Genomic DNA, 16,445 nt, shown 5'->3' with positions numbered 1-16,445 from the left:
TTCCTCCAGGCGTCGGGTGCTCCGGTACCAGGACCGGGGCGATCAGTAGGTCCCTGCATGCTGAGCGTAATAGGTTCCCATGTCATCCGTGCGCAGCGCATCCCGCAGCACGTCCATGGGTTCCTCGGCGGTGGCGACGACGCTGGCGCCGCCGCTGGTCATGTACGGATCGCCGTGCGGCACCGAGAGGAAGTACAGGTCGTTGCTGCGGATCGACCGCATGGACAGGCCCAGCTCCACCATCGCCGTCGCGCTCAGCCCCTCGTCGGTGGTGAGGAACGGGGAGATGGTCTCGATGGTGTCGGCGAGCTTGCCCGGATCGCTGAGGGTCTCGCCGCTGATCAGCTTCTGGGTGATGCCCTTGAGCACCGCCTGCTGGTTGCGATTGCGCTGGAAGTCCCCGTCGGCGAACTGCTTGCGCTCGCGCACGAAGGTCAGCGCCTCCTCGCCGTCGAGCGTCTGGACGCCCTGGGTGAACTGGTGGCCGCCCGCCGTGAAGTCCTCGGGCACCTTGACGTCGATCCCGCCGAGGGTGTCCACGAGCCCCTCGATGCCGTCGAAGTCGATGAGGGCCACGTGGTCGATGGGGACCCCGGTGAAGTTCTCCACCGTGGTCACTGCCAGCCCCACACCGCCGTAGGCCAGGGCGGAGTTGATGCGGTCCTTGCCGTGGCCGGGCACGTCGACGTAGAGATCGCGCGGGAACGACATGACGTAGACGCTCTCCCCGTCCTCGGTGACGTGCACGAGCATCATCACATCCGAGCGCTGACCGCTGACACCCTGGGAGGCCGCGTCCTCCGGGGAACGCTTGTCAGAGCCCAGCAGCAGGAAGTTGCGACCGGTGCCCTCGATCTCCTCGGGCCGCTCCCCATCGGAGGCGCCGCGCGTGATCTGCACGACCGTGCGCTTCTGGTAGGAGTTCTGGATACCGCTCAGATAGTTCCCGATCACCAGGCCGACGCCGATCACCAGCGCGGCCACGACCAGCAGCGAGATGAGGGCGGCGCGCCGGCCGCGTCGCCGCCCGGGTTCGGGCTGGTCGTCGTCCTCCCAGTCGCCGGGGAGTTCGACGTCGGCGGGGTCGTTCATTCAGGTCCCTCTCTGACGGTGCCGCCGGGGCGGTCACGGGTCCGTCGGCCCCTCGATGTCCGAGGCGCCGTCCGGTCCCGGGTGCCGAGGCACCCGGGTGTACGCGAGATCCCATATTAGGCGTCCTGCGGCACGACCCTTGCTCTCGAAGCCGGTCTTCACACGACCCTCGAATCGCGGGGCCCAGCCGGTGGTCGCGATGTTCGGCGGGATCGCGTCCGAGGAGCGACCCTCCGGGCGCGGACCGTCCGGGTGCAGCAGAGCGAGCTCGGGGCGCACGTCCAGCTGCGAGCGCATGTGATGGGCGTACTGCGCCCAGTCGGTGGCCAGGCGGAACGTGGCGCCGTCGGCCAGCAGTGGCAGCACCGCGTCCAGGAACGGCGGGTTGAGCAACCGGCGCTTGTGGTGTCGCTGCTTGGGCCAGGGGTCGGCGAAGTACACCCACAGCTGGTCGATCGAGCCCTCGGGCAGCAGGGCCGGCAGCGCCCGCTGCGCGTCCAGCGGCAGCATGCGGAGATTCTGCGGGCTCCCGGACCGCTCCACCCGGCTGAGGGTCTGTGCGAGCCCGGGCAGGTACACCTCGACGCCGAGATGATCGCGCTCGGGGTGGGCGAGGGCGGCCGCGACGATGTTCTCGCCGGTGCCGCTGCCCACCTCGACCACGACCTCGGCGCGTCGGCCGAAGACCTCCGCGAGGTCCAGTCGGGTGCCCGCGGCGGGCAGGGTGTCGCGGTGCCCCCGCGGCGGGTCGATCACATAGGCGGGGGAGAGGCGATCCCAGGCGTTCTGCCTGCCCTGCGTGAGCCGCTCCCCCCGCCGGACGAAGGAGACCACCTCCCGATGCGTGTTCCGCCCCTTGCCGGTCTCCGCCTCGTCCTCCGGGGCGGGAGCCGGGGCAGCGTCGTGCGAGCGCGGGTCCGAGGTCATCGGCGCGTCACCGCACCCGATGGACGACGTCGCCCTCGACGACGACCTCGACCTCGGGCAGATGACGGGTGGCGGGGCCCCGCAGCACCTCTCCGGTCTCGGCGTCGAAGCGCGAGCCGTGGCACGGGCAGTCGAGCACGCTCTCCTCCTGGCTCAGGGCGCAGCCGTTGTGGGTGCAGTAGCCGGAGTAGGCGGCGAGATCATCGCCGGCACCGCGGACGATCAGCACGAACGGCTGCTGGCCGCCGAAGTTCACCATGGTGCTCGCGTTCTCGGGGATCTCGGTGAGCGGGATCGTGCCGTCCTCCGCGCGCAGCGGCCCGGAGGTGCCGAAGCCCTCGTCCTCGGGGGCGCAGGCCGCGAGCCCGCCGAGTCCTGCGGCGGTGGCAGGGAACAGGAGGGCATGACGACGGGAGAGGCACGGGCGTTCCATCCTCCCAGGATAGCGAGCCGGTGATGGTCGGTGCATCCAGCGACCTGCCCGTGTGACCGCTCAGACGTCCGCGGCGTCCACCTCGCGGGGGTCCCAGGTGAGAGTTCCGCGGGCGCGCCAGCCGCGGTCCGTCACCGCGTCCAGGGCCTCGCGCCTGCGGGCCGGGGTGAGGCGGTCGAGGTAGAGCGAGCCGTCGAGGTGGTCGACCTCGTGCTGGAGGGCACGGGCCAGGACCCCGCCCTCGTCCTCGAGGACGACCTCGGCCCCCTCGAGGTCGGTGCCGGTGACCCGGGCCCCGCGATGTCTGGCGGTGGGGAAGCCCTCACCGGGCACGGACAGGCAGCCCTCGAGGGTCTCCTCGTCCAGGGCGATGCCGCCGAAGCGCTGCAGCACCGGATTGAGCACCACGCCGCGCCGCAGCGTGCCGCCCGCGTCCTCGCACGAGACGATGAACAGGCGCCAGCGCGAGCCGACCTGGGGGGCGGCGAGACCGGCTCCGGAGGCGGCGTCATTGGTCTCGAACATGTCCGCCACCAGGGTGCGGAGGTCATCGGTGACCTCGCGGACCCGTCGTGTGCGCTGGGAGAGGGCACGGTGGCCGACGATGGTGATCGGGCGGACGCTCATGCGGAGGGCGCTCCTGTGCTGGGCGGACCGGGCTGGTCCTCGGGGGTGTCGGGGGTGCTGGTGAGCTGATGGCGCGCGGAGGGGTTCACTGCGAGCGGGTTGCGGGCGTCGACGATCCAGGGCCCGCGCGGACGCCGCAGCGGCTGCCCGCTGCGGGCGGAGTCGGCGACCAGTCGGCTCAGCTGCTCGGACTCGGCGGCGTCGGCGGCCAGGAAGTCCAGGGTGTGGGAGGCGTGGGGCTCGAGCACGATGTGGTCCCAGGCATCGAGGCCGCTGGCGATCTGCCGGGCGCGCAGGAACTCCGCATCCAGCGCCGCACCGGTGATCACCACGATGTTCGCCAGCCACAGCAGGATCAGGATCGCGATCAGGCCGTTCAGCGCGGTGAGGATCTCCGCGAAGCGGGTCGCGTAGACCAGCAGCTGCCCGGCCACCAGTGCGGCGCCGAACAGCACCAGCACGCTGAGGGTGGACCCCAGGGTCATCAGCCGATAGCGGGGCAGGCGCACGTTGGGGAACAGGTAGTAGGCGAGGGACACCCCGATGATCAGGATGACCAGCAGGATCGGCCATTTCACGAGGTTCCAGGCCGCGAAGGCGATCTGGGGGATCCCGATGAACTCACCGATGCGCTGCGAGGCCTCGCCGCCCATGATGATCATGCCGACCGCCAGCAGGACCACCGACACGATCAGCATCGTCTCGCCGAACACGATGGTGCGGAACCAGAGGAAGGGACGCCCCTCCCGGGTGTCGAAGACCCGGTGGAGCGCCCGATGGAAGGCGGCGACCCCGTTGGAGGCGGACAGCAGGGAGCCGGCGGTGCCCAGCAGCAGGCCGAGCACGCCGCCGCTGGTGGTGGAGACCGTCTCGATCGCCCGGAGGAAGGGACGGGGATCCAGGGTCGGGAAGATCTCGGTGATCATCTCGGACAGCGCTCGGAGGGTGTCCATCTCGACCCCGATCAGCGACATCACCGAGACCGCGGCGACGGCGCCCGGGAACAGCGACAGGAGCAGGTAGAAGGTCATCGTCCCGGCCACGTCCCACACCTGGATGTCCAGCAGCCGCATCCGCACGCGGTTCAGGACGTGCAGGATGCTCAGCCGGGGTCGGGGGATCTCGACCTCCGACGTCGACCGACGTGGACGGGATGCTGTCACCGTGCTGCTGCTCCGGGGTCGGGGGCGGGGCGCCCGGGACGGGCGCTGGTGGGAACCATTCCACCAGGTGGGCGAGGTCCCGGGGTGGTGCCGCGCCCGTCAGCTCTGTTCGATGATGTCATCGGGGTCGCTGGCGACGGGATACTCCCAGGGGTCCTCGGGGTCGGTGGGGACGTAGGAGGTCATGATCGAGCCGTCAGCACGCTCGTCCCCCAGGCCGACGGGCCTGTCCAGCACCGAATCGTCCAGCAGCGGGCCCTGGTCCGCGAGGGCGACCGAGACGCCGTCCGCGGTGACCAGCACCGTCTGACCGCGCACGGTGACCTCGATCTCGTCACCGGTCTCGAGGGTGAAGGAGATCTCCTCCCGCACCAGGCGCACCCGGAACCGGGAGCCGTGCACGGTGAGCGGGAAGCCCAGCTCGGGCCAGTCGACGGGCAGACGCGGGTCGAAGGAGATCCGGCCCTCGTCGTGCCGCATCCCCCCGAAGCCGTGCACCAGGGCGTTCCAGACCCCGCCGGCGGAGGCGATGTGCACTCCGTCGGCGGTGTTGTGGTGCAGATTGGCCAGGTCCACGAAGAGCCCGGTGCGGAAATAGTCCTGTGCGGCCCGCTGGTGCCCGACCTCGGCGGCCATGATCGACTGCACCACCGCCGAGAGCGAGGAGTCCCCGGTGGTGATCGGGTCGTAGTACTCGAAGTTCGCGCGCTTCTCCTCCGCCGTGAACTCGCTGCCGCGCAGGAACAGGGCGAGCACCACGTCCGCCTGCTTGATCACCTGGAAGCGGTAGATCACCAGCGGATGGAAGTTCAGCAGCAGCGGGAAGGCCTCCTCCGGGGTGCTGGAGAGGTCCCAGATCTCCCGCTCGAGGAACCGGTCCTCCTGGAGGTGGATCCCGAGCGACTCGTCCTTGGCCACATGCATGCCGTCCGCGCAGGCCGTCCACTGCTCCAGCTCCAGCTCGTCCAGGTCGAGCTCGATCCGCATCGTCGCATACGCGCTCTCGTCGGCCGTGCGCAGATCGTTGACCGCGAGCGCGGCGCGGCGCAGGTTGTAGCGGGCCATGACATTGGTGAACATGTTGTTGTTCACCACGGTGGTGTACTCGTCCGGGCCGGTCACCCCGTTGATGTGGAAGCTCGAGGTGCCATCGGCCCGCAGCCGCCAGAACCCGAGATCGGCCCACATCCGGGCGGTCTCCACCAGCACCCGTACGCCGTCGCGGTGCTGGAAGTCGAGATCACCGGTGACGTCCACGTACTGCGCGAAGGCGTAGGCCACGTCGGCGTCGATGTGGTACTGCGCGGTGCCGGCGGCGTAGTAGGCCGAGGCCTCGTCGCCGTTGATGGTGCGCCAGGGGAACAGCGCCCCGCGCTGATTGAGCTCGCGCGCCCGTTCCCGGGCCTTGGGCAGCAGGTTCGTGCGGAAGCGCAGCGCGTTGCGGGCCCAGCGCGGCTGCGTGAACGTCAGGAACGGGACCACGTAGATCTCGCTGTCCCAGAAGTAGTGCCCCTCGTACCCCGAACCGGTCACGCCCTTGGCGGGGATGCCCCACTGGTCCGAACGGGCCGCGGCCTGGGCGATCTGGAACAGGCACCACCGGGTGGCCTGCTGGGCCGCCGGCTGGCCGGGCAGCTCGACGTCCGAGGTGCGCCAGAAGTCCTCGAGGTACTCCCGCTGTTCACGGAACTGGGCCTCGAACCCGGTGCTGCGCACCCGGTCCAGGGTGCGGCGACAGCGGTCGAACAGCTCGCGGTGGGGGACCGAGCGGGAGGAGTGGTAGGTCACCGCCTTGCGGACGGTCAGCGACTGGCCCTGCTCGAGATGGGCGCGGACCACCTGGCGCCCCTTGTCCTCGCTGGTGTCCACCAGCTGCTCCACCTCGGCCTCGGACTCCACCTCGTGATCGGCGCCGACGGCGAGCGTCATCCCGGAGTTCGCCACCCGGTAGCCCAGCAGCATCCGTCGCGCGCTGTGCCAGTTCTGCAGCGGCTCGAGCACGCGATGGGTGAAATCTGTGGTCTGCCGCGGGTCGGCCTTGTCGGTGAGCGGGCCGCCCTCGAGCCCCGCCCCGAAGTCGTCGCGGAAATCCTCCCGATTGATGATCTGGGAGGAGATCGCGATCGGGGCGGCGCCGTCCAGCATCTCCACCCGCAGGGTCATCAGTGCCAGATGCCGCTGCGGGAAGGAGACCATGCGGGAGGAGCTCACCCGGACCCGCTTCCCGGCGGGGGTGCGCCAGATCAGCTCGCGGCGCAGCACTCCCTCGCGGAAGTCGATCCAGCGCTCGTACTCCTCGAGGTCCGCGATCGACAGCAGCAGCGGCTCGTCGTCCACGTACAGCTTCAGCACGGAGGAGTCGGGCACCGTGACCATCGTCTGCCCGGTGCGGGCGAAGCCGAAGGCGGATTCGGCGTGGTTGATGGTCCAGGTCTCGTGGAAGCCGTTGAGGAAGGTGCCATGGCGTTCCGCGTCGCGGCCCTCCTCCGGGGTGCCGCGCATGCCGAGATAGCCGTTGGCGGTCGTGAAGAGGGTCTCCGCCAGGCCCAGGTCGTCGTGGGGGCGGGATTCGACCAGGCGCCACTCGTCCAGCGGCAGCTGGGTGCGGTCGACGGGGTCGACGGGCAGCACGCGGCGGCGGCTCATGCGATCTCCTCCAGATCGGCGACGACCAGGGTGGCGCCGGCGGCGGTGAGCTCCTCGGCACCGGCGCCCCGGTCCACACCGATCACGGCGCCGAAGTCGCCGGCAGCGCCGGCGCGGACCCCGGAGACGGCGTCCTCATAGACCACGGCCCGTGCGGGCTCGACGCCGAGCAGCTGCGCGGCGTGCAGGAACGTGTCGGGAGCGGGCTTGCCGGACAGCCCCTCCCGGGCGGCGACGTTGCCGTCGACGATGTGCTCGAAGCGGTCCAGCAGACCGGCGGCGGTCAGCACCTCCTCGGCGTTGCGGGAGGAGGAGACGATGGCCAGGCGCGCTCCGCCGGGCAGGGCGTCGAGGAAGGCGACCGTGCCCGGATAGGGCGCGACGCCCCCGGCGCGCAGCAGCGCGAGGACCAGATCGTTCTTGCGATTGCCGAGGCCGCGCACCGTCTCCGAGCCGGCGGGCTGGTCCCCGGGGTCGGAGTCCTCGCCCTCGGGCGGGGTGATCCCGCGGGAGGCGAGGAGGGCACGGACCCCGTCGTAGCGGGGGCGCCCGTCGACATGGGCGAAGTAGTCCGCATCGGTGTACGGCTCCGCGACGCCCCGGGAGGCGAGGAACTCCTCGAACATGCGGGCCCAGGCGCGCATGTGCACCTCGGCCGTCGGGGTGATGACCCCGTCCAGATCGAAGAGGTGGGCCGTGAACCCGGCAGGTCGGAAAGATTGCTCTGCAGTCACACCCGTCATGCTACGGGCAGGCTCGACCGGGTGCGGGAGCATGTCGTGGCACCGGGGCGCGTCGGTGGGCTACTCTGCGGGGGTCCGCCTCCGCGCCCGGCGCCGATGCGGAGCGGCTGAGACCTTTCCGAGGAGACGATGACTGTCACGGAGTCGCTGCCCGTGGTGGATGCGGTGCGACGTTCGCTCGAGATCGACGAGCAGGTCCCCCTCGCCACGAGGGGCCCTGGAGGGCCCGGCCGGGTACGGGCGGTCCTCACCCTCACCACGAACATCGCCCTGGCGCCGGCCCGTCTGTGGCCGCTGCTCACCGCGCCGCGCGAGCTCGCCGGCTGGTTCGGTCCGATCGACGGCGAGCTTCGCGAGGGCGGCCGGTTCCGGGCGCCGGGAGGCGCCGGTGGCCGCATCCTCCAGGTGCAGGAGCCGCACCGTCTCGGTCTGACCTGGGAGCAGCCGGCGGGGGAGGATCCGCTGCTGCTCCGGCTCGACCCGGAGGACGACGGCACCACGCTGCTGGCCCTGCACCACACGGCGCTGCTCGACGCCGAGGAGTTCGCCCGCACGGGACCGGGAGCCCTCGCCCTCGGCTGGGAGATCGCGCTGCTGGCACTGGCCGCGCACACCGACGGCTGGCATGCCACCTGCCTGGAGCCGGTGCCCGTGCCGACCCCGGAGTGGCTGCACGGGCCGCAGGGTGCGAGATACGTACGGGCCTGGGCGGTGCGCTGGGCGGCGGAGGCCGTTGCGGCCGGGGTCGACGAGGCCACCGCCCGTCGCGGCGAGAGCGAGACCGTCCGGCGCCACCTGGGTCGCTGAGCCCGGTCACCAGGGTTCCGCGGGCCCGTGCACCGCGCCGCCCGTCCGCCCCACGGAACTCTTTGCCCAGGCTCACCATCTGCTGACAGACTTCGCCGGTGACCACCCCCGCAGCGCGCTCCCCGTCCGGGGACCCGCGCACCCCGGGCCAGGTGCTGCGCGGCCTGGTGCCCTCCGTCTACGCCCCGACCCTGCTGGAGTTCGTGGGCCTGGCGGCGCTGATGCCGGTGATCCCGCTGCTCGCCCGGGAACTCGGATTCTCGGTGCCGCAGGCCGCGGCGCTGACCACCATCTTCGGACTGACCTCCTTCCTGGGGCCGATCCCCGCGGGGCGGCTGATCGCCGGGATCGGGGCGCGACGGGCCCTGAAGGTCACGGGGATGCTGCTGGTGGTCTCCAACCTCGCTGCCTACCTGGTCATCGGACCGGCGCTCGGCGGCGCTGCCGTCACCCTCCACCACCGGCTCGCCCTGGTGGGGCTGCTGCTGGTGATGGCGCTGAGCATGCAGGTGTGGCAGCTGGGGCGGCAGACCTACCTGGGCACCGCGCTGCCACCGTCGATGCGGGCCCGCGGCATGACGCTGTTCGGCGGCGTGATCCGCATCGGCCAGGTGATCGGCCCCCTGCTCGGCGCGGCGGTGATGGCACTGGGCTCGATGGCCGGGGTGTTCCTGCTGTTCGCCGTCAGCGCCGCCGCCGGCACGGTGATGATCACCGTGTTCCTGCCCCCGGGGGAGACCGGTCCCGAGCCCGCCGTGCCGCGCGAGAGGCGGCGTCGACCCAGCCCCGCCAAGATCCGCCTGGACCGGGCGGTGCTGGGACGGATGGCCGCCGTGGGGGCGGGCATCGCCCCGGTGATGATGGCCCGGGTGAACCGCCCGGTGATCGTGCCCCTGCTCGGGGACGCCCTGGGCCTGGATCCGGTGTGGATCTCGATCGTGTTCGGGGCCAGCGCCGTGCTGGAGATCCTCCTGGTCCTGCCCGCCGGCACGCTCATGGACCGGTACGGACGCGCCGCCGTGGCCGTCCCCTGTGCGCTGCTGATGGGCCTGGGATTCCTGCTGCTGGGGCTGCTCGGCACGGTGCTGGCCGCCGGGGGCACCGTGGCCGCACTGGTCGCGCTGATGGTCCCCACCCTGCTGATCGGGCTGGGCAACGGCCTGGGATCGGGGATCGTGATGACCCTCGGCATCGACGTCTCCCCGGTGCACGGACGCACCCGGTACCTCGCCTGGTGGAACACCATGCTGGGCTCGGGCAGGCTCGCCGCACCGCTGATCGTCACCGGGATCACGCTGTTCGCGCCGGTCGCGGTGGCCGGGGCGGCCACCGGTGCCGTCTGCATCGCGGGCGGGCTGTGGTTGACACGCATACTGCCCCGCGTCACCCCCTCCGGGAGCACCCGGGGGAGGTGAGACGGGGCAGTCGTGGGCCCGCGGCGCCGTCGGCCCCAGGGCCGCGGCATCGCCGGGACGGGTCTCAGGCGGCGGCGGACTCGAGGGCGTTCTCGGCGGTGCTCTGCAGGAGCAGCTGGGCGTCCTCGCGGGCGACGGAGCGGGCGATGGCGATCTCGGAGGCCAGCGGGTCGATGGCCTGCTTGAGCAGGTTGCGCTCGGCGAGGCTCGACGGAGTGCCACCCGAGTCGCGCATGATCGAGCGGATGACCTCGATGCGATCGGTGAGGCGCCCCGTCTGCAGCTGCATCTGCAGGGACTTGATGCGGTGGGCCCAGGAGGCCTTCTTCTCCGGGGCGGGGATCGGCTCCCCGAGCTGCTCGAGCAGAGTGACGATCTCGGCCTCCTCGAGCAGGGCGCGCAGTCCGATGACGTCCTTGCCGTCGGAGGGCACCGAGATCTGCATCTCGTCATCGATGACCACCAGGTCGACGTACTCCCGCTCGGTGCCGCGCACCGTCCGGGAACGCAGGGAGACGATGCGCACCGGCCCGTGGACGGGGTGGGTGAGCACGTCGTCGATCTTCGGAGCGGAGCTGTCGACGGGCGCAGTGGCGACGGGCAAGGGGTTCCTCCTCTGTGGACCTGCGCACCGCCGGTACCGCGGCCCTGGTGGGGTCGAGGCGGCTGCACACGGCACGACACGGACCCGGACAGAACCCGGATTCGCGAAGGTCTCGGAGCAACTCGAGTGCCGCTCGACCTGTAGGAACAGGGTGGCGGCACCTACGACGGCGCACCCCTATTCTCTCACGGATCTGACAACATTTCCAGAGGGTGACGTTTCCACCTGGATCACACCGGGCCAAGGGCGAGGCACGGCAGCACCGGAGCGACGGAACGAGACCAAGGTCGGACCTCATCGCCGCACCGGATGCGGTTCCATGGACACATGGCCCCTGCTGCAGCACTCCCGGCTCCCGAGCGCGCTATCGTCCGTTTCGACGACGTCGGCGTCGTGCGCGACGACCAGGTGCTCCTGCTCGGGGCCACCGGCAGCGTGCAGACGGGAGAGATCCTGGCCCTCACCGGCGCCAACGGCTCCGGGAAGACCACCCTGCTGCGGGTGCTCGCCGGACTGCTCGCCCCCACCGCGGGCACCGTGCGCATCGCCGGGGGAGCCCCCGACGACCGCGACCGCCGCTTCCGCACCGCGCTCGGCGCCCTGATCGGCCCGCCGCAGACGGCCCGCGACCTCACCGTCGCCGAGCATCTGCGGTTCATCGCCGCCACCTGGGGCATGCCCGCCCCGGCCGCGGCCCAGCGGGCCCAGGAGCTGCTCGAGGAACTCGAGATCGTGCCGCTCGGCCGCCGCTTCCCGCACGAGCTCTCCAGCGGCCAGACGCAGCTGGTCTCCCTCGCCCTCACCTTCGCCCGCCCGGCTCAGGTGCTGCTGCTGGACGAGCCCGAGCAGCGCCTGGACGCACAGCGCCTGGAGCTGGTGATCGGTGCCCTCCGCGCCCGCGTCGACGCGGGCGCCGCGATGGTGCTGGCCACCCACAGCCCGCGACTGCTCGAGGCGCTCGCCGACGTCCGCCTGCACCTGGAGGAGGCCTCGTGAGCGGTGACCTCTCGGCGGTGCGTGAGGTCTGGGCGCAGCGCAGCGGGGCCCGCACCGGCTCCGATGTGCTGTACCTGCTCTACCTGGGGGCGCTGAGCGTGCTGGTCCTGGGAGTCCCTGCGCTGCGGTTCGGGGGCGCCCTCCTGGCCCGACCCGATGTGCTCCCGGTCCTGCAGCATCCCCTGGCTCCGCGCCTCGCCGGCATCGTCGTCCTCATCGCCGCGGCGGCGCTGGTGCTGCTCGGCGGTGTCCGCGGACCGGCGCTGATGGCACCGTTCTTCACCACCACCCTCGCCTCGAGCGGGATCCGGCGGCGCACCGTGCTGTGGCGCCCGTACGTCCGGGCACTGCTGGCGCCCACGGCCTCGATGGCCGTGGTGGCCTCCCTGATCGCCGTGACGCTGAGGGCCGCCGGAGGCGGAGACGGCGCCGCCGGTGGTGGAGCCGATGGCGCCGCAGCGGTCCGGTTCGTCCTCGCGGCGACGGGCGCCGGCCTGCTGCTCGGCGCGGCATGGCTGGCGGGAGAGCTGCTGACGGCGCGGCCGCGCCGGCTCCTGGTGGGAGCGCTGCTGCTGGCGGGGGGCCTCTCCGCACTGCTGCCCCAGGGCACGGGGCTCGGTGGCTCCTGGCCGGGGGCAGAGGCGCCTCACGGGCCCGGGGCGCTGCTCGTGCTGGGGGCGGGGATCGCCGCCACCGCGGCCGGGATCACCCTGCTCGACCGGCTGCGGGGCACCGTGCTGCGCGAGCAGTCGATGCGCTGGGAGTCGGTCACCACCGTCGCCACCAGCGGGGACCTGGCCGGGGCCGCCGCGACGTTCCGTCCTCCGCCGTCGGCCGGCCGGCGCCTGCGTGCCGTCGGGCCGCGGCCGCTGGTGCTGCTGTACGCCCGCCGTGATGCGGTGGCATGGCTGCGCAGCCCCGATCGGCTCGTCGTCGGCATCGTGGTGGCGCTGCTGGCCGCGGCCGCGCTGGCCGGCTCCACCCAGCTCACCGGACCGCTCGCCGGGGGAGCGGTGCTGCTGGGTGCGGTGGCGCTGTGGGGCGCAGGCTCCACCCTGGTCGAGGGGATCCGGCACGGGGTCCACACGCTCGGGGCTCCCCGGCTGTTCGGGCAGACCGTCGCGGTCCAGGTGCTGCTGCATGCCCTCGCCCCGGCGCTGCTGCTGACCGCGCTCGCCGCTCTGGGCGGAGGCGGCCTCGTGCTGGCGGGCGGCATCGGCGAGGGCGCGCTGCGGGCGGTGCTGCTGCCGGTCGCGCTGGCGCCGGTGCTGATCGCCGGACAGGTGCGGGATGCGGCGAAGGGCCCGATGCCGCTGCAGCTGATGACCCCGATGCCCACCGCCCAGGGCGACAGTTCGGTCCTGGTGATGCTGGCCTGGCAGTCCGATGCGCTGCTGCTCGCGCTGCTTGCGGGGACGCTGCTGGCCGGTCTCGGGCTGCTCGGCCCGGTCTGGACGCTGGGCGGTGCCGCGCTCCTGACCGCGCTGATGGCACTGATGGCCCGGGGCCGGCTGCGGGCGCTGGGGAGCTGACGCGGCGGGAGGCCGCGCCCTCGGACCTGCTCAGCGGCGGGGGTGAGCGGCGATGACCTCGCCCAGCCGCCCGATGGCCGTCCCGATGACGGCGGGGGAGTGGGTGACGAAGCTCAGGCGCATCGTCGAGCGGTCCGCGTGATCGGCGAAGAACGACCAGCCCGGCAGGTAGGCGACCCCGGCCGCGACCGCATCGGCGAGCATGGCCTGGGCGTCGAAGCCCTCGCCGAGCGCGGCCCACAGGAACATCCCGCCCTCGGGATGGGTGACGTGCGCCCCGTCGGGCAGCACCGGCGCGATCGCGGCCGCCATCGCGTCACGGCGCTCGCGATAGACCGCGCTCACCCGCGCCACATGGGCATCCAGATCCGCGGTCGCCAGATAGCGGGCGACGGTCAGCTGGTCCACCACCGAGGACTGCATGGAGATCGCGGCCTTGGCGACCGCGAGGGTGTCCAGGACCGGTCCCTCGGCGCGCATCCACCCGATCCGCACCCCGGGGCTCATCAGCTTGCTCATCGAGTTCAACAGGATCGTGCGCGCACCCATCCCCGGCAGCGCGGCGATCGGTGCCCAGGTGTGCCCCGAGAAGGACAGGGCGCCGTAGGGGTCGTCCTCGATCAGCGGCACATCGGTGCGCTGCAGCACCTCGGCCACTGCCTGCCGGCGCGCCACGGGCATGGTGCGCCCGGTGGGGTTCTGGAAGGTGGGGATCAGATAGACCATCCGCGGGTGATGGGTGCGCAGCGCCTCCTCGAGGGCCTCGGGGATCACGCCGTCGTCGTCGGTGTCCACCCCGATGATGCGGGCACCGTGCACGGAGAACGCCTGCACCGCCGCGAGATAGGTGGGCGACTCCACCAGCACCACGTCGCCGGGCTCCAGCAGCGCCTGGGCCACGACGAACAGCCCTTCCTGGGAGCCGGAGGTCACCCGGATCTGGGAGGCGTCCGTGGGCAGGTCGCGGGAGAGACGGCGCGCGGCCTGCTCACGCAGCTCCGCCTCGCCCTCGCTGACCCCGTACTGCAGGGCGCGGTGGCCCTGATGGGTGAGCACCCAGTCGTAGGCCGCGGTGACGTCCTCCAGCGCGAAGAGCTCCGGGTCCGGGATCCCGCCGGCGAAGGAGATCACGCCGTCGAGGGCGGCGAGGGCGAAGATGTCCTTCAGCGGTGAGGACTCCATCCCCGCGTACCGGGCGGCGACGGGGAAGCGGAAGGGATGCTGCAGGGGGGCCTGGGGGGCGGACGGCGTCATCCGCCCATGGTGTCACGCGAGCAGGGCCCCCTCGAGGAGCAGCAGTGCCTGCTTCGTCTCGATCCCGCCCGCGTATCCCGTCATCGATCCGGTGCTGCCCACCACCCGGTGGCAGGGCACCACGATCGAGAGCGGGTTCGCGCCGACGGCCGCGCCGACCGCCTGCGCCGCGCGGGGCCTGCCCAGGTCGCGGGCGATCTGTCCGTAGGTGGTGGTGGTGCCGCGCGGGATCGCCCGCAGACGGTGCCAGACCGTGCGCTGGAACTCCGTGCCCTCGGGGGCCAGCGGCAGCGTGAAGTCCTCGCGGCGTCCGGCGAGGTACTCCTGCAGCTGGCGCTCCGCATCGTCGAGGACGGCATGGGGGCCGGCGGCCGCGGGGCCCAGCCTGGCCGGGAGCGGGAAGTGCTTCTGGTCCCGGCGCCAGACGCCGATGAGACCGTCGGCCCCGGCGGCCAGCACGTAGGTGCCCAGCAGGGTGGTGACGAGGCGATGGGTGCGGACGGGATCGGGGGTCATGAGCGGTCCTTCCTCAGGGTGCGCTGATGCGCGGGGAGCGAGTCGCGGTGGTGCCACAGGTGCATCACCGCGTAGCTGCGCCAGGGCGATGCGTCACGGAGCACGTCGTCGAGATCGGCGAAGTCCTCGGCGAGATCGAGGGCGCGGGCCACGGCGAGCAGTGCCACGTCACGGGGCGGTGCCACGTCGACGGCCCGGGTGCCGCGCAGCAGGGCGTAGTCGGCGGTCCACGGGCCGATCCCGCGGATCGCCAGCAGCTGCTCGCGCAGCTCCGGCACGGGGAGGTGGGGATCCGGGGGAGTGCTGAGCGCGGCGGTCAGGGTGCGCCGGCGGGCACCCGGCCCTCGGAACCACTCCTCGGCCCGGGCGCCGGCCTCGGCCGGAGGGATCGCGAGGCGGTGCACGCGCGCGGTGCGCAGCGCGGGCGGCAGCTCGTGCCCGGCCAGATCGGCGGCCCCCTCGAGCAGGGCGCGGGCGCGGCCGGTGCTGATCTGCTGACCGACGATCGCCCACAGCAGCGCCTCGGCGAGGCTCGGGGTGCCGGGGATCCGCACCCCCGGCCGAGCCTGCACGAGAGGGACCAGGGGCGGCATCGCGGTGCGCAGCCCGGCATCGATGCCACGGGGGTCCGCATCCAGGTCCAGCATCTTCCGGGCCATGGCGACGGCCGCGGCGTAGTCGCGCAGATCCGCCAGGCGCGCCGTCAACGGCAGCGGACCCTCCTCCCTGGCCAGGTCCACCTGCAGCACCCCCGGCCCGTGCGGGAGGGAGACCGCCCGCTGCCACAGCAGCCCCTCGACGTGCTCGACCCCGGGGATCGCCCGGCCCGCGAACCAGCGCGCCAGCCCCGCGCCGTCGAAGGGACGGCGCACCGCCAGCTCGGCGCGGACCACCGCGGCCCCGTCGGCACGATCGCCTCCCGTCTCCGGGGGCGGTCCCTCAGCCGTCCGCGGGCACATGGCCCCGCCACGAGGGCCGGCGAGCTCGCGGATCGCCGACGGCGCCCGGCCGAAGATCCGGCTGACCGTCTCGTGCAGCTGACGCTCGCTGCCGAATCCGGCTGCCGCCGCGACATCGGCCATCGGCCAGGAGGTGGAGCGCAGCAGCTCATGGGCGCGGCGGGCGCGGGCCATGCGGGCATGAGCGACCGCACCGGATCCCGTGCGGGCGACCAGGGACCGGTGCAGGGTCCGCTCGGTGACGTGCAGAGCGGAGGCCAGATCGCTCACCGGAGTGCTGCCGTCCGGCCCGGGGTCCAGGGCCCCGCCGTGGATCAGGGTGAGTGCATGGAGGGCGACGGCACCCGCCGGATCGCCGTCGACCGTGCCCGGCGGCGCCAGCGGCCCGCAGCGCTTGCACGCCCGATACCCGCGCTCGACCGCCGCAGCGGCGCTGGGCACGAACTCCACGCGGTCCCGGCCGGGTGTGCGCGAGGGACAGGAGGGCCGGCAGAAGATCCCGGTCGAGCGCACACAGGTGAAGAACATCCCGTCGAAGCGCGCGTCCCGGGCGCGGATCGCGGCGTAGCGCTCGTCATCGGTCATCTCGGCCATGGGACCAGTGAACCGCGTTGCAGCCTGCGACACCAGCGGGATCCGGACAGCGTGGTGGGGGACGGGGCCGTCGTCAGCGACGGCGGAGCCCCGGACGCGGAGGAGCCGCGGCCCTCGTGGGACCGCGGCTCCTCCGG

The 16,445-nt window shown here is 72.6% G+C and carries 15 protein-coding genes; 4 read left to right on the top strand and 11 right to left on the bottom strand.

What is annotated here, in order from left to right:
* Positions 1–42: 42 nt before the first annotated feature.
* From CFK38_RS14825 to CFK38_RS14795, 7 genes are all read right to left on the bottom strand, one after another.
* On the bottom strand, positions 43–1,092 hold the full coding sequence (locus tag CFK38_RS14825; RefSeq protein WP_096803767.1) for an LCP family protein: 1,050 nt from the start codon (positions 1,090–1,092) through the stop codon (positions 43–45).
* 33 nt (positions 1,093–1,125) lie between these two features.
* On the bottom strand, positions 1,126–2,019 hold the full coding sequence (trmB, locus tag CFK38_RS14820; RefSeq protein WP_096803766.1) for a tRNA (guanosine(46)-N7)-methyltransferase TrmB: 894 nt from the start codon (positions 2,017–2,019) through the stop codon (positions 1,126–1,128).
* Between the two features lie 7 nt (positions 2,020–2,026).
* A complete protein-coding gene (locus CFK38_RS14815; RefSeq protein ID WP_096803765.1) occupies positions 2,027–2,452 on the bottom strand; it encodes a QcrA and Rieske domain-containing protein in 426 nt (141 codons plus the stop codon).
* Between the two features lie 60 nt (positions 2,453–2,512).
* Positions 2,513–3,079, bottom strand: a complete 567-nt coding sequence (gene def / locus CFK38_RS14810; protein WP_096803764.1) for a peptide deformylase — start codon at positions 3,077–3,079, stop codon at positions 2,513–2,515.
* The gene (locus CFK38_RS14805) at positions 3,076–4,242 is read right to left on the bottom strand and encodes a YihY/virulence factor BrkB family protein (protein ID WP_245851099.1); all 1,167 of its coding nucleotides are present in this window, start codon (positions 4,240–4,242) and stop codon (positions 3,076–3,078) included. The genes def and CFK38_RS14805 overlap by 4 nt, the downstream gene beginning before the upstream one ends.
* 99 nt (positions 4,243–4,341) lie before the next feature.
* The gene (locus tag CFK38_RS14800; RefSeq protein WP_096803763.1) at positions 4,342–6,888 is read right to left on the bottom strand and encodes a glycoside hydrolase family 65 protein; all 2,547 of its coding nucleotides are present in this window, start codon (positions 6,886–6,888) and stop codon (positions 4,342–4,344) included.
* The gene (locus tag CFK38_RS14795; RefSeq protein WP_096803762.1) at positions 6,885–7,631 is read right to left on the bottom strand and encodes an HAD family hydrolase; all 747 of its coding nucleotides are present in this window, start codon (positions 7,629–7,631) and stop codon (positions 6,885–6,887) included. Before CFK38_RS14795 ends, CFK38_RS14800 begins: the two co-directional genes overlap by 4 nt.
* A gap of 129 nt (positions 7,632–7,760) precedes the next feature.
* Between CFK38_RS14795 and CFK38_RS14790 the strand changes: the two genes are divergently transcribed.
* Entirely contained in the window at positions 7,761–8,438 is a 678-nt protein-coding gene (locus CFK38_RS14790) for an SRPBCC domain-containing protein (protein ID WP_096803761.1), read from the top strand.
* A 98-nt stretch (positions 8,439–8,536) separates the two neighbouring features.
* Positions 8,537–9,853 carry an MFS transporter gene (locus tag CFK38_RS14785; RefSeq protein ID WP_096803760.1) on the top strand — a complete coding sequence of 439 codons (1,317 nt, stop codon included), beginning with the start codon at positions 8,537–8,539 and terminating at the stop codon, positions 9,851–9,853.
* Between the two features lie 64 nt (positions 9,854–9,917).
* Here CFK38_RS14785 and CFK38_RS14780 read toward each other — a convergent pair whose 3' ends face one another.
* Positions 9,918–10,457: a CarD family transcriptional regulator gene (locus tag CFK38_RS14780; RefSeq protein WP_096803759.1), complete on the bottom strand. Its 540-nt coding sequence runs from the start codon at positions 10,455–10,457 to the stop codon at positions 9,918–9,920.
* A gap of 327 nt (positions 10,458–10,784) precedes the next feature.
* Between CFK38_RS14780 and CFK38_RS14775 the strand changes: the two genes are divergently transcribed.
* Both CFK38_RS14775 and CFK38_RS14770 read left to right on the top strand, forming a co-directional pair.
* Complete coding sequence (locus CFK38_RS14775) at positions 10,785–11,453, top strand: ABC transporter ATP-binding protein (RefSeq protein ID WP_245851097.1); 669 nt, start codon at positions 10,785–10,787, stop codon at positions 11,451–11,453.
* The gene (locus CFK38_RS14770; RefSeq protein WP_096803757.1) at positions 11,450–12,985 is read left to right on the top strand and encodes a hypothetical protein; all 1,536 of its coding nucleotides are present in this window, start codon (positions 11,450–11,452) and stop codon (positions 12,983–12,985) included. Before CFK38_RS14775 ends, CFK38_RS14770 begins: the two co-directional genes overlap by 4 nt.
* 30 nt (positions 12,986–13,015) lie before the next feature.
* Here CFK38_RS14770 and CFK38_RS14765 read toward each other — a convergent pair whose 3' ends face one another.
* Genes CFK38_RS14765 through CFK38_RS14755 form a run of 3 tightly spaced genes read right to left on the bottom strand, consistent with a single transcriptional unit; the run spans position 13,016 to position 16,308 of the window.
* On the bottom strand, positions 13,016–14,239 hold the full coding sequence (locus CFK38_RS14765; RefSeq protein ID WP_096803756.1) for an aminotransferase-like domain-containing protein: 1,224 nt from the start codon (positions 14,237–14,239) through the stop codon (positions 13,016–13,018).
* 12 nt (positions 14,240–14,251) lie between these two features.
* Entirely contained in the window at positions 14,252–14,755 is a 504-nt protein-coding gene (locus CFK38_RS14760; protein WP_096803755.1) for a methylated-DNA--[protein]-cysteine S-methyltransferase, read from the bottom strand.
* Positions 14,752–16,308 (bottom strand): Ada metal-binding domain-containing protein, encoded by a 1,557-nt coding sequence (locus CFK38_RS14755; RefSeq protein WP_096803754.1) that lies wholly within the window; start codon positions 16,306–16,308, stop codon positions 14,752–14,754. Before CFK38_RS14755 ends, CFK38_RS14760 begins: the two co-directional genes overlap by 4 nt.
* Positions 16,309–16,445 lie beyond the last annotated feature (137 nt).

Origin of the sequence: Brachybacterium vulturis (assembly GCF_002407185.1) — a bacterium.
GTDB classification, from domain to species: domain Bacteria; phylum Actinomycetota; class Actinomycetes; order Actinomycetales; family Dermabacteraceae; genus Brachybacterium; species Brachybacterium vulturis.
This window is presented reverse-complemented; position numbering and strand designations above follow the sequence as displayed.

Excerpts from the sequence above, each read along its gene's own strand:
- CFK38_RS14755 (WP_096803754.1), bottom strand. The coding sequence starts at position 16,308 with ATGGCCGAGATGACCGATGACGAGCGCTACGCCGCGATCCGCGCCCGG.
- CFK38_RS14825 (WP_096803767.1), bottom strand. The coding sequence starts at position 1,092 with ATGAACGACCCCGCCGACGTCGAACTCCCCGGCGACTGGGAGGACGAC.
- CFK38_RS14800 (WP_096803763.1), bottom strand. The coding sequence starts at position 6,888 with ATGAGCCGCCGCCGCGTGCTGCCCGTCGACCCCGTCGACCGCACCCAG.
- trmB (WP_096803766.1), bottom strand. The coding sequence starts at position 2,019 with ATGACCTCGGACCCGCGCTCGCACGACGCTGCCCCGGCTCCCGCCCCG.
- CFK38_RS14790 (WP_096803761.1), top strand. The coding sequence starts at position 7,761 with ATGACTGTCACGGAGTCGCTGCCCGTGGTGGATGCGGTGCGACGTTCG.
- CFK38_RS14795 (WP_096803762.1), bottom strand. The coding sequence starts at position 7,631 with ATGACGGGTGTGACTGCAGAGCAATCTTTCCGACCTGCCGGGTTCACG.
- CFK38_RS14760 (WP_096803755.1), bottom strand. The coding sequence starts at position 14,755 with ATGACCCCCGATCCCGTCCGCACCCATCGCCTCGTCACCACCCTGCTG.
- CFK38_RS14765 (WP_096803756.1), bottom strand. The coding sequence starts at position 14,239 with ATGACGCCGTCCGCCCCCCAGGCCCCCCTGCAGCATCCCTTCCGCTTC.
- CFK38_RS14775 (WP_245851097.1), top strand. The coding sequence starts at position 10,785 with ATGGCCCCTGCTGCAGCACTCCCGGCTCCCGAGCGCGCTATCGTCCGT.
- def (WP_096803764.1), bottom strand. The coding sequence starts at position 3,079 with ATGAGCGTCCGCCCGATCACCATCGTCGGCCACCGTGCCCTCTCCCAG.
- CFK38_RS14815 (WP_096803765.1), bottom strand. The coding sequence starts at position 2,452 with ATGGAACGCCCGTGCCTCTCCCGTCGTCATGCCCTCCTGTTCCCTGCC.